General features: G+C 49.3%; 10 protein-coding genes. 9 read left to right on the top strand and 1 reads right to left on the bottom strand.

Annotation, left to right across the window (positions count from 1 at the left end):
• The 7 genes from KJS42_RS22820 to gyrB all read left to right on the top strand — a co-directional run.
• Positions 1-214, top strand: a 214-nt coding sequence (locus KJS42_RS22820) for a hypothetical protein (RefSeq protein WP_213624180.1), incomplete at its 5' end; no start/stop codon positions are given.
• A gap of 387 nt (positions 215-601) precedes the next feature.
• Positions 602-1,948, top strand: coding sequence for a chromosomal replication initiator protein DnaA (gene dnaA / locus KJS42_RS22815; RefSeq protein WP_213624179.1), 1,347 nt, complete (start codon positions 602-604; stop codon positions 1,946-1,948).
• Between the two features lie 352 nt (positions 1,949-2,300).
• Positions 2,301-3,443: a DNA polymerase III subunit beta gene (gene dnaN / locus KJS42_RS22810; protein ID WP_155604517.1), complete on the top strand. Its 1,143-nt coding sequence runs from the start codon at positions 2,301-2,303 to the stop codon at positions 3,441-3,443.
• 31 nt (positions 3,444-3,474) lie between these two features.
• Positions 3,475-3,699 carry a S4 domain-containing protein YaaA gene (yaaA, locus tag KJS42_RS22805; protein ID WP_155604516.1) on the top strand — a complete coding sequence of 75 codons (225 nt, stop codon included), beginning with the start codon at positions 3,475-3,477 and terminating at the stop codon, positions 3,697-3,699.
• A 58-nt stretch (positions 3,700-3,757) separates the two neighbouring features.
• Positions 3,758-4,870, top strand: a complete 1,113-nt coding sequence (gene recF / locus KJS42_RS22800) for a DNA replication/repair protein RecF (protein ID WP_213624178.1) — start codon at positions 3,758-3,760, stop codon at positions 4,868-4,870.
• Positions 4,871-4,886: 16 nt separating this feature from the next.
• Complete coding sequence (gene remB / locus KJS42_RS22795) at positions 4,887-5,135, top strand: extracellular matrix regulator RemB (protein ID WP_155604515.1); 249 nt, start codon at positions 4,887-4,889, stop codon at positions 5,133-5,135.
• A 41-nt stretch (positions 5,136-5,176) separates the two neighbouring features.
• Positions 5,177-7,081 carry a DNA topoisomerase (ATP-hydrolyzing) subunit B gene (gene gyrB / locus KJS42_RS22790; RefSeq protein WP_167521151.1) on the top strand — a complete coding sequence of 635 codons (1,905 nt, stop codon included), beginning with the start codon at positions 5,177-5,179 and terminating at the stop codon, positions 7,079-7,081.
• Between the two features lie 77 nt (positions 7,082-7,158).
• Here the strand turns inward: gyrB and KJS42_RS22785 are convergent, their stop codons facing one another.
• Positions 7,159-7,950, bottom strand: a complete 792-nt coding sequence (locus tag KJS42_RS22785; RefSeq protein WP_240908585.1) for a YheC/YheD family protein — start codon at positions 7,948-7,950, stop codon at positions 7,159-7,161.
• Between the two features lie 335 nt (positions 7,951-8,285).
• Between KJS42_RS22785 and gyrA the strand changes: the two genes are divergently transcribed.
• Both gyrA and KJS42_RS22775 read left to right on the top strand, forming a co-directional pair.
• Complete coding sequence (gyrA, locus tag KJS42_RS22780) at positions 8,286-10,808, top strand: DNA gyrase subunit A (protein WP_213624177.1); 2,523 nt, start codon at positions 8,286-8,288, stop codon at positions 10,806-10,808.
• 192 nt (positions 10,809-11,000) lie between these two features.
• Positions 11,001-12,110, top strand: coding sequence for an HD-GYP domain-containing protein (locus tag KJS42_RS22775; protein WP_213624176.1), 1,110 nt, complete (start codon positions 11,001-11,003; stop codon positions 12,108-12,110).
• Positions 12,111-12,359 lie beyond the last annotated feature (249 nt).

The raw sequence follows: 12,359 nt of genomic DNA, 5'->3' as shown, positions 1-12,359 counted from the left end.
CTCGATTTCCTGTACAATGGCTAACTTCTCTACGTCGGTAAGCTTTTTATTTGGCATGAAAAATGCTCCCCCTCACGGTAAACAGGTTTTATTATTTCACCTGTCTACAGTAGGGGGAGCATATCAAGGGTTGGTCGGATTTTTATTTTTACCAAGAAGAACGAAGCTAACTGTCTATCCCTGCCGGTTGATTTATACACATCAAATTCGGTAGTTCGAGCTTTCTTGTAATAACCTGTGAATATTTTTTTTGAGATTTTGGGACTCCCTGTCGAATTTTAAACAAATTATAAACAATATGTAGTGGTGTGCATGATAATTATGCACAAGTTATTGAATTTGTGGATAAAAGCAGACAGCTCATTGAAAAACAGGCCTTCTTTTGCTATGATTATATTGTTTTCGTTGTGAATATCTAAGTTTATCCGCCGATTTATTAACAGGCTGTGGATAACATTGTGAACAATTCGAAATTTTATCGTTTTAAAATGATTATACTTTACTTAACACTGGGGATAAAATTCCCCTTTATTTATGTTTTTTCGACCTCTTTCTGCATGGCTTAAGCCACAATTGGAAGATTTAAAAGGAGTGACAGTCTGTGGACAGCCATACTTCGGAAATATGGCAACATATCTTATCCATCATTAATACGAAATTGAGTAAACCTAGCTTTGACACCTGGTTTAAAGCAACCAAGGTGGTCTCCTTGGCCGATCAAACGATCGTGATCTCCGCTCCGACCACGTTCGCAGTGGAATGGCTGGAGAGCCGCTATACCAAGCTGGTGGCCACCACCGTTCTTGAGGTGATCGGCAAGCAGGTCGACGTCTCCTTCGTGATTGAGGAGTCGGCCCCGCCCGAGCAAGCTCAGGTTTACAAGGAACCTCCCGCTCCCGTCCCAAGCGAGGAAAGCGTTTCCCATATGCTTAATCCGAAGTATACGTTCGACACTTTCGTTATCGGATCGGGCAACCGGTTTGCCCATGCCGCCTCCCTGGCGGTTGCCGAGGCGCCGGCGCGGGCGTACAATCCACTGTTCCTCTATGGTGGTGTGGGACTGGGCAAGACGCATCTGATGCATGCGATTGGACATTACATTTTGGAACACAGCCCCAGCAGTAAAGTCGTATACATCTCCTCTGAGAAATTTACGAATGAATTCATCAACTCCATCCGGGACAACCGCGCGGAAAGCTTCCGCAACAAATACCGCAACATCGATATTTTGCTGATCGACGACATTCAATTTCTCGCCGGCAAGGAATCAACCCAGGAGGAGTTCTTCCATACGTTTAACGCGCTGCATGAGGAGCGCAAGCAAATCATTATCTCCAGCGACCGACCGCCGAAAGAGATTCCAACGCTTGAGGAGCGGCTCCGCTCCCGGTTCGAATGGGGACTGATCACCGATATCCAACCGCCGGATCTCGAGACCCGGATCGCGATTTTGCGGAAGAAAGCCAAAGCGGAAAACCTCGATATTCCGAATGAAGCGATGATGTACATCGCGAATCAGATCGATACCAACATCCGCGAGCTGGAAGGCGCGCTCATCCGCGTCGTCGCCTACTCTTCCTTGATCAATCAAGACATCACAACCCATTTGGCCGCCGAGGCGCTGAAGGATATCATTCCTTCCAGCCGTCCGAAGATGATCACGATCCAGGACATCCAGCAAAAGGTCGGCGATTACTACAATTTGAAGCTGGACGACTTCAAGGCGCGCAAACGAACCAAGGCGATTGCGTTTCCGCGGCAAATCGCTATGTATCTAGCCCGAGAGCTGACCGATTTCTCGCTGCCGAAGATCGGCGACGCATTTGGCGGGCGCGACCATACGACGGTCATTCACGCCCACGAGAAAATCACTCAGCAACTGAAGGCGGACCAGGAGCTATTCAAAATTGTGAACAACATTACCGAAAAAATAAAAAGTGCTACCTGAATAAGGGATAAGCCTATGCACATGATATTCACATGTGGATAGGCTTCATTTCATATTGATTTGGTTGTTATCCACATATTCAGTGCCCCTACTACTTCTTCTAATCTATTAAAAGATATATACATCTTCATAAACGGCGGACAAGCCACCGGTTCGGGGAACCTCTTCCAAGCCATCTTGTCCAGTCCAAAGAGGAAGAGAGTTTGGATTGCCTCAACCGTACATACCTCTAGGTTATGCTTCGGAGGCCATGAATATGACGACTCAAGGGCTTCCGAAGTGATGAAGTGAGTTTAACTGCAATGATAATCATAGAAGCGTATGCTTCATAAAACGTTTAGGAGTTGAATTTATGAAAATCCGTATTTTGAAACATGATCTCAATGAATCGATCCAACACGTGTCCAAGGCCATTTCGAGCCGGACAACGATTCCGATTTTGACCGGGATCAAGCTGGATGTGAACTTTCAAGGGATGACCCTGACCGCCAGCGATACGGACATTTCCATCCAGGCCTTTATTCCGGCTGAGGATCAAGAGAAGCAAATCGTTCAAGTGGAACGTCCTGGTAGTGTTGTCCTGCCAGCAAAATTCTTCGTTGAAATTATTAAGAAGCTGCCTTCCTCCGAGATCGAAATGGAAGTGCAGGATGGGTTTCAAACCTTCATCCGCTCCGGCTCAACCGATATCCAAATGGTAGGACTTGATCCAGAGGAATTCCCTGTACTGCCTAGCATCGAAGAGAATCAGGTCATTTCGATTCCCGGCGATTTGTTGAAGAATATGATTCGCCAAACGGGCTTTTCCATTTCAACGAACGAAACCTCGCCGATTCTGACTGGGGTATTGTGGAACCTGGCGGATAATCAGTTTAAATTCGTAGCGACGGACCGTCACCGTTTAGCCAGCCGGATTGCCGGACTAGACGACGCGGATGGCGTACGTTTTAGCAATATCGTTATAGCCGGTAAAACCTTGAGTGAGCTCAGCAAGATCATTCCTGATCAAAATACACGCGTCGAGATCGTCGTCGCCGACAATCAAGTCTTATTCAAGATCGATCGCGTGTTGTTCTATACTCGCATTCTCGACGGAACTTATCCGGATACTTCCAAGATTATTCCGACCACTTATAAAACAGAACTCGTCCTGGATACCAAGAAGCTAAGCGATTCGATCGACCGCGCTTATTTGCTTTCCCGCGAGGAGAAGACGAATATCGTTCGCCTGCAAACGATGGAAGACGGGACAATCGAAATTTCCTCTAGCTCCTCCGAGCTCGGTAAGGTAACCGAGCAACTGGACGTGGCTCAGTTCACAGGCGAGCCGTTGCGTATTTCCTTCAACTCGAAATACATGCTGGATGTGCTCAAGGTCGTAGAAAGCGAACAGCTGCACATCGGATTTACGGGTGCCATGAGCCCCATCATTATCAAGCCGGTGGACGACAGCCAGAGCCTTTATCTGATCCTGCCATACCGGACTACGAACTAGTCGTTTCAAAGAAAAAAAGGAGCAAACGCCAATGAAAATAATTTCCATCTCGAGCGAATATATTAAACTAGATTCTTTCCTGAAGCTGGCGGATTGTGTGTCCACCGGAGGGATGGCCAAGGCGATCCTGCAGGAAGGTGCTGTGAAGGTCAACCGTGAGGCGGAGGAGCGTCGCGGCCGGAAGCTCTATCCAGGCGATATCGTTGAGGTGGAAGGATGCGGATCTTTTCAGGTGGCGGGAGAACAAGCACCCTGAAGCGCTCTGCCCGGGGCCAGACTGCCAAAGACCCGCGGATGATGAGGGGGCTTAGAACGTGTTTGTAAATCGACTATCGCTGCAAAACTACCGCAATTACGGCACCCTTACGCTGGACTCTTTTGGCGCGGTTAATCTCATCATTGGGCGGAATGCTCAAGGGAAAACGAACTTGCTCGAGGCGTTGTTCGTACTCGCACTAACGAAATCGCACCGGACCGGCAAAGACAAGGAGCTGATTTCATTCGGCAGCGACCATGCCGTGGTGTCGGCGGAGGTAGAGAAGAAGTATGGTGCGGTACAACTGGAGCTTCGATTCACGTCGCAAGGCAAGAAAGCAAAGCTGAACGGTTTGGAGCAGCGGAAGTTGAGCGATTTTATTGGAGCCATGAATGTCGTCATGTTCGCTCCTGAGGATTTGGAAATCGTCAAAGGAACTCCCGGGGTAAGGCGCCGGTTCCTTGACATGGAGATCGGTCAGGTTCAGCCGAGCTATCTCTATCATCTTCAGCAGTATCAGAAGGTGCTGATCCAACGTAACAATTTGTTGAAGCAGGCTTGGGGCGCTGGCCCTGAACTGACGACGATGCTAGACATTTGGAACGAACAGTTAGTCGAACATGGTGTTAAAATTATCAAAAAAAGGAAACAATTTATAAGCAAACTGCAAAAGTGGGCAGAGCAGATTCACGAGGGGATTACCGGAGGCGGTGAAACCTTGAAATTGGCTTATCTTCCCTCGTTTGGCGAAGCCGAAGAAGAAGATGAAGCTGTCCTATTGCGGCAATTTATGATAAAGTTATCACAAATGAAAGATCAGGAAATTCGCCGCGGCATGACGCTTTGCGGACCGCACCGCGATGATCTGTCGTTTATTATCAACGGCAATGAGGCGCAGGTCTACGGCTCCCAGGGTCAGCAGCGGACGACGGCATTATCTTTGAAACTGGCGGAAATTGAGCTCATCCACGAGGAAATCGGGGAGTACCCGATCCTTCTTTTGGATGACGTCTTATCGGAATTAGATCCTTACCGCCAAACCCAATTGATTGAGACGTTTCAGAGCAAAGTGCAGACGTTCATTACGGCTACAGGGATCGAAAGCATCAATGCGAGCCGGCTACAGGACGCCAGCATTTTTCATGTTCAGGAAGGACAAGTCCAAGGCTAAGGACGGAGGAAAACGGATGTATATTCATTTGGGCGGAGAAAAGGTGATTCTCTCTTCTGAGCTGATCGCCATTTTCGATATCACGATCGAGAAATCTTCAAAAATATCCAAGCAGTTCCTCAGCCATGCGCTTGAGGTAAAGAACGTGGTGCGCATCGGCGAAGAGGAACCGAAGTCGATCGTCGTGACCCAGAAGGAGATCTATTACTCGCCGATATCCTCCGCAACGCTGAAGAAGAAAGCGAACGTGATTTTGGCGGTTTAGCCTTGAGTTTGATTCTAGAGAAGTAGGTGAAGGCATTGTCAATGAACGAACAAACATATGACGAGAGTAATATTCAGGTGCTTGAAGGTTTGGAAGCGGTGCGCAAACGGCCGGGGATGTACATCGGTTCGACCAGCGCACGGGGCCTGCATCACCTGGTATGGGAAGTCGTAGACAATAGTATCGACGAAGCGCTGGCCGGCTATGCGAACAAAATCGACGTCATCGTTCATCATGATAACAGCGTAACGGTCATCGATAACGGCCGGGGGATTCCGGTTGGTTTGAACGAGAAGCTGCAGAAGTCGACGCTGGAAGTCGTTATGACCGTGCTTCATGCGGGCGGGAAATTCGGCGGCGGCGGATATAAGGTATCCGGGGGCTTGCACGGGGTTGGCGTTTCCGTCGTGAATGCTCTGTCCACTAAGGTCATTGTCGAAGTTAAGCGGGATGGTCATGTGTATCAGCAGGAGTACCATCGCGGTGCACCCCAATACGATGTACGAGTGATCGGGGATACGACCGAAACGGGAACGAAGACGAGATTTTATCCGGATCCGGAAATTTTCACTGAGACGACCACCTTTGATTACAATACGCTGTTGACGCGGGTTCGGGAATTAGCCTTTTTGAACAAAGGCATTAATATCACCATTGCCGATGAACGTACCGATCACAGTGATTCCTTCCACTACGAAGGCGGGATCATGGAATACGTCCGTTTCCTGAACAATAATCGGGAAGTCCTTCATGAGGATCCGATTTACGTCGAAGGACAACGGGACATGATCCAGGTTGAAGTTTCATTGCAATATAACGACAGCTATACGGAAAATATTTATTCTTTCGCGAACAATATTCATACGCATGAGGGTGGAACGCACGAGTCCGGCTTTAAGAGCGCCCTGACCCGGATCATCAATGATTACGCCCGCAAGACCGGTATGATCAAGGATAATGATTCGAACTTGACCGGGGATGACGTCCGTGAAGGCTTGACGGCCATTATTTCCGTTAAAATTCCGGAACCGCAGTTCGAAGGTCAAACGAAAACCAAGCTGGGCAATAGCGAGGTACGGGGTATCGTAGAATCGCTGTTCGCCGAGAAGCTGCAGGAGTTCATGGATGAGAATCCTTCCGTGTCCCGGCGGATCTTGGAGAAGTCGCTGCAAGCTTCGCGGGCACGAGAAGCCGCTCGTAAAGCCCGCGAGTTGACGCGGCGCAAGAGCGCTCTTGAAGTCAGTGCCTTGCCGGGCAAACTGGCCGACTGCTCCTCGAAGGACGCTTCGATCAGTGAACTGTACATCGTCGAAGGAGACTCGGCGGGCGGATCGGCGAAGCAAGGACGGGATCGCCATTTTCAGGCGATTTTGCCGCTGCGCGGGAAGATTCTGAACGTCGAGAAAGCACGGCTGGACCGGATTCTCGGCAATGCTGAGATTCGGGCGATCATTACGGCGCTTGGCACCGGGATCGGCGAGGAATTTGATATCGGGAAGGCACGATATCATAAGATCATCATCATGACGGATGCCGACGTCGACGGTGCGCATATTCGCACGCTGTTGTTGACCTTCTTCTTCCGCTACATGCGTAAAATCATCGAAGCGGGTTACGTCTACATCGCGCAGCCGCCATTGTTCAAAATCGAGCGCAACAAAGTGGTTCGTTACGCCGGCTCAGAGAAGGAACGCGATGAAATCATCGCAGAATTTGGCGAAGGCGTTAAAGTCAACGTACAGCGGTACAAAGGTCTGGGTGAGATGAACGCTGAACAGCTCTGGGAAACAACGATGGATCCAGAGAGCCGCACGATGCAGCAGGTATCGATTTCCGACGCGATCCAGGCGGATGCGATCTTCGATACGCTGATGGGCGACAACGTGGAGCCGCGGCGTGATTTCATCCATGAGCACGCGAAATACGTTAAGAACCTCGATATCTAAGCATTTTAATAACGCCCTATAGAAAAGGCTGTTCTAACTAGCCGGGATTCCCCTGGCTAAGTCGGAACAGCCTTTTCCTATTTCGCTTTGGCAGATTTGCCTTTTAACCGTCCGTAAGCGACGGCGTAACGCCGGATTTTTTGGTACACCTCTTTCGGATGCAGCATTTTGAAGGGAAATAGGGCCGGCTTCGTATTGATTTCAAGAATCCAGATTTGATGTTGCTCGTCAATCGCGATATCCAAGCCGATTTCCTTAAGTTTGGGGAATTTACGAGCCAGTTGGACCGCCGCCTGTACGCCAACCGATTTCATTTCCTTGTATTTCTCAGTAAATTCCTTGGGTGTCAAATAGGACCCTAGCAAATCCTCGATTAACATGACGCTGCCGCCCCCATGATAGTTGGTGATGACTTTTTGCTGTGCGGCAATCCGCCCGATAAACCCGGTGGTTTCCCAGGTCTTATTCGGTGTTTGCTGCACGAGGGCGCGGATATCAAACCTGCGGCGGCGGTAAGTGAGCAAATGGATGCCTTTTTGGATCAGATAAGGCTTTGTCCCGATCTTCCCAGTTAACGCGGCGTGCAGCTCCTCCAACGTTGGATGCAGTTCATATTCAATTCCGTGCCGGAGCTTATATTGGAGCGGGCTGTCCGGGTTAAGGTCATCTTTCCATAGCTCGATACTCATGACGCCGATGCCATAGGTGCCGTGATCCGGTTTGACGAAGACATAACCGTACGCCACCAGCATATCCCGGAGATGCTCAAAGGAGTATTTTCGCGTATCCGGAATGTATGGACGAAGGGATTCCTTCTGGCGGATCACTTTCGTTTTCTCCCACTTGCTTGCGATACGTTGGATCGTCAAATCGTTTATCCTTCCTTTCTTTCGGGCCGTACGGTCCGTTCTCATCCGTGCGAAAAACATAGGACAGAAGAGAAAAACAATGGTATAATTATAAGATATGGGGATTTTATAAGCTTTTCAGCGATTCCAAGAAAATGCCTATATCCGTAGTGTATGAACGTATGATTCGATGGGAGTGGACACATCCCTATTTTTTGCTGTCTATATGGATCGTGTACTTAAGACCGGTCACGTTTAATTGAGCTTGATTTGTGAAAGTAATATAATGAAAGTGGCGGTTTTTCGGGCTTTTTCCCATACGAAGGCACGTGGATAGATTATGAAGGAGGTCCAGCATGGCGGAAGAAAAATTCTCTCAAATCATAGATCGGGACATTAATGTGGAAATGCGCGAGTCCTTTATGGATTATGCCATGAGTATTATTGTCAGCCGTGCGTTGCCGGATGTGCGAGATGGTCTGAAACCGGTGCATCGACGCATTCTCTATGCGATGTCCGATTTGGGGATGCATCCGGACAAACCGTTTAAGAAGTCGGCGAGGATCGTCGGCGAAGTTATCGGTAAGTATCACCCCCACGGGGATTCCGCCGTTTACGAGACGATGGTGCGGATGGCACAGGATTTCTCGATGAGATATATGCTCGTCGAAGGCCATGGCAACTTCGGTTCGGTTGACGGTGATATGGCCGCGGCGATGCGGTATACCGAAGCACGGTTATCCAAAATCGCAATGGAAATGCTGCGTGATATCAACAAAGAAACCATCGACTTCATGCCGAACTACGATGGCGAGGAGCATGAACCGGTCGTACTTCCTTCCCGCTTTCCGAACCTGTTGGTCAACGGGGTGTCGGGGATTGCGGTCGGAATGGCGACGAACATTCCGCCGCACAATTTAGGAGAAGTGATCGACGGAGTTCATGCTTTGATCGAGAATCCGGAGATCAGTTCGCTGGAATTGATGGATTATATCAAAGGTCCGGATTTTCCGACGGCAGGTTATATTCTGGGTCGCTCGGGGATCCGTCAAGCGTATACGACAGGTCGCGGCTCCATTACGATGCGAGCCAAGACCACGATTGAGGAACACAACAACAAAGCGCGTATCGTGGTAGAGGAGCTCCCTTATCAGGTCAATAAGGCCCGTTTGGTTGAAAAAATCGCTGAGTTGGTCCGCGAGAAGAAGATCGACGGCATCACCGACTTGCGCGACGAGTCCGACCGTACAGGGATGCGCGTCGTCATCGAGCTTCGCCGGGACGTTAATCCGAACGTCGTACTGAACAATTTGTACAAGCATACGGCGCTGCAAAGCACGTTTGGCATTAATATGCTGGCAATCGTCAACAATGAACCGAAGATTCTGACGCTGAAGGACGTTCTGAGTCATTATCTGAAGCATCAGGTGGAGGTTGTTCGCCGGCGTACGGAATTCGATTTGAAAAAAGCCGAAGCCCGGGCGCACATCCTGGAAGGCTTGCGGATTGCCTTGGATCATATCGACGAGGTTATTGCCTTGATCCGGGGATCCAAATCGGATGAGGAAGCCCGCGAAGGCTTGATGACTCGTTTTGGACTCAGCTTCGAACAGGCACAGGCGATTCTCGACATGAGACTCCGCCGTTTGACCGGTTTGGAACGCGAGAAGATCGAAGACGAATATAACGAATTGCTGCAGAAGATCGCTGAATATCGTGAAATCCTGGCCAACGAACACCTTGTGCTCAAGATTATCGGCGAAGAGTTGCAGGAAATCCGTGAGAGATTTGCTGATGAACGTCGTTCGGAAATTACGATCGGCGAAGAGAGCATTCTTGACGAGGATTTGATCCCACAAGAAGAAGTGGTCATTACGATCACGCATACCGGCTACATCAAACGGTTGCCGGTAACGACGTACCGTAGCCAGAAGCGGGGCGGACGGGGCGTTGTCGGGATGGACACCAAGGATAATGACTTCGTGGAGCATCTGTTCGTAACGAACTCCCATCATTATCTGATGTTCTTTACCGACCGTGGGAAGGCTTACCGGCTCAAAGCGTATGAGATTCCAGAGCTGGGCCGTACCGCGCGGGGGACGCCAATCATCAACCTGATCCAGATCGAGCAGGGGGAGACGGTCAACGCGGTAATTGAGGTCGAACGCTTTGACGACGATAAGTACTTGTTCTTCGCCACGAAGAATGGCATCGTAAAGAAAACGCCGATCGAAGACTATATCAATATCCGCAGAGGCGGTTTGATCGCGGTTAACCTGCGCGAGGATGATACGTTGATCGACGTGAAGCTGACCTACGGTAATGAGGAAGTCATCATGGGTACAGCTCAAGGCATGTCGATCCGGTTCCCGGAAAGCGATGTACGCTCGATGGGCCGGGCAGCTACCGGGGTCAAAGGCATCACGTTGGATGACGACGACGCGGTTATTGGCATGGACGTGGTCATTCCGGGCCAAGACGTGTTGATCGTTACTGCCAAAGGTTACGGCAAGCGGACGCCGGTTTCGGAATACCGCTCGCAAAGCCGCGGCGGGAAAGGGATCAAAACGATAAATGTAACGGACAAGAACGGGACGGTTGTCGGACTCAAGGTCGTTAAGGATGACGAGGACCTGATGATCATTACCGCGAGCGGTACGTTGATCCGGACGAGCATGGAGGGAATCTCCACCATGGGTCGGAATACGCAAGGCGTGAAGCTGATCAACATCCGCGAGGACGATTCTGTTGCGACCGTTTGCCGCTCGGACAAGAGCGAGGAAGAGGATCAAGACGGGGATGCCGAACTCTCGGAAGATCAAGATCAAGCGGTTGAAGGCAATGAAGCAGAATCCGGACAGGATAACGCCGAAGAATAATCTATAAGGACTCCTGAGACTCCCGTTTCAGGGGTCTTTTTTTGTTTTCTTTTCTCCTCTAAAAAAGAAAGATTGCTAGCTATTTTAACCACGTACTATAATGGGAATAGCGGCTTCTAGTTCTTTGTTCCTAGAATATGTAAAATTGTAGAGACTCAGAACCCTAGTCTTACCCTAAGGAGAGAATAAAGGATGGTTAGTATCTCAATCGCGGATGTCAAACCGGGAGTAAAGTTGTTGAGTCATGTTTATAGTCCATTGGGCGGTCTTTTGCTGCAAAAGGGCAAGGTTTTGCTTCCGAGAGATTTGGATATCTTACGCGCCTTTATGGTCCGGCAGGTTGAAGTAGAAGATTTTGCGGTTCCTGAGCGAAAGGGAGCTGTAGAAGCCACGGAATCGCCAAGGACGGCCTTGGTGGGCACAGCTGCGGTGGCAGATAACGCAAAACAAGAGGAGATCAGCACATTAACCTCGTTGTACCGCGAATATGATCGGATGCTGCACTTGACGAAAAGTGCCTTTCAATCCGTGCTCGCCTCAGAATTGCCGATCTACGAGCTTCGTCATCAGTTGGAGGCGCTCGTGCGTCAGCTAAAGCATTATCATGCGTTGACGTTTATCCCACGCAATATGAACGAATACGATTACTTGTATCATAATGCCATTCTTACCTCCTTGACCTCTTATCTGCTGGCGCAATGGCATGGATTGCCTCAGAAGGATTGGATGCAGGTGGCTTTTGCTGGACTGCTTCACGATATCGGGAATACGAAAATCGATCCGGCGATCCTCTATAAACCAACTCAACTGTCTTCGGACGAAGCCGAGGAAATGCGGATGCATACGACTTACGGCTATCAACAGCTACGCAAAACGGCAGCGATTAATGAGGGTGTGCGGCTGACCGCGCTGCAGCACCACGAGAAGATGGACGGTACCGGTTATCCGTTCCACTTGACCAGCGACAAGATTCATATTTACGCGAAGATCGTAAGCGTTGCGGATATCTTCCATGCCATGACGTTGAACCGTCGTTATCGCAAAGCGAAATCGCCTTATTTGGTTCTGGAGGAAATTCGGTCTGAGGCTTTCGGTAAACTTGATCCTGGCGTTGTGCAAACTTTTGTTGATAAGGTCACTCAGTTCCACCACGGGACGCGGGTGCGCTTAAACAACGGGAGTGAAGGGGAAATTGTATTCTCCGATCGGAATCATCCTACGCGCCCGATGGTATCGGTTCAAGGTCAAATCGTTAATTTGGTCGTGGAGCGACAGCTGCATATTGAGGAAGTTCTTTCCTAGGGTTGATTTTTGGGGGTAGTTTGAGGTATATTATTATTTACCCGCTGAAATTTGTAAGACGATGAGTTATGAACTAGAATTCACCGATCGATAAAAAAACTCTTGCAATATTTCTTACAGGGTGATATACTATAAAAGTTGTCGCCGATAAGACGATAACGAAAGTTGATCTTTGAAAACTGAACAACGAGTGAGTAATACAATGAGATTTTTAATCTCGTCAGTTTGTTTCAATGAGCAAGTCAAACA

It is taken from the genome of Paenibacillus sp. J53TS2, from assembly GCF_018403305.1.
In the GTDB taxonomy this organism is placed as follows: Bacteria; Bacillota; Bacilli; order Paenibacillales; family Paenibacillaceae; genus Fontibacillus; species Fontibacillus rhizolycopersici.
The sequence above is the reverse complement of the archived record's forward strand: the minus strand, read 5'-3'. Positions and strand labels throughout refer to the sequence as shown.

What these genes read in the sequence shown, in the direction of transcription:
- dnaN (WP_155604517.1), top strand. Translation starts at nt 2,301, where the DNA reads ATGAAAATCCGTATTTTGAAACATGATCTCAATGAATCGATCCAACAC.
- yaaA (WP_155604516.1), top strand. Translation starts at nt 3,475, where the DNA reads ATGAAAATAATTTCCATCTCGAGCGAATATATTAAACTAGATTCTTTC.
- remB (WP_155604515.1), top strand. Translation starts at nt 4,887, where the DNA reads ATGTATATTCATTTGGGCGGAGAAAAGGTGATTCTCTCTTCTGAGCTG.
- gyrB (WP_167521151.1), top strand. Translation starts at nt 5,177, where the DNA reads ATGAACGAACAAACATATGACGAGAGTAATATTCAGGTGCTTGAAGGT.
- gyrA (WP_213624177.1), top strand. Translation starts at nt 8,286, where the DNA reads ATGGCGGAAGAAAAATTCTCTCAAATCATAGATCGGGACATTAATGTG.
- KJS42_RS22775 (WP_213624176.1), top strand. Translation starts at nt 11,001, where the DNA reads ATGGTTAGTATCTCAATCGCGGATGTCAAACCGGGAGTAAAGTTGTTG.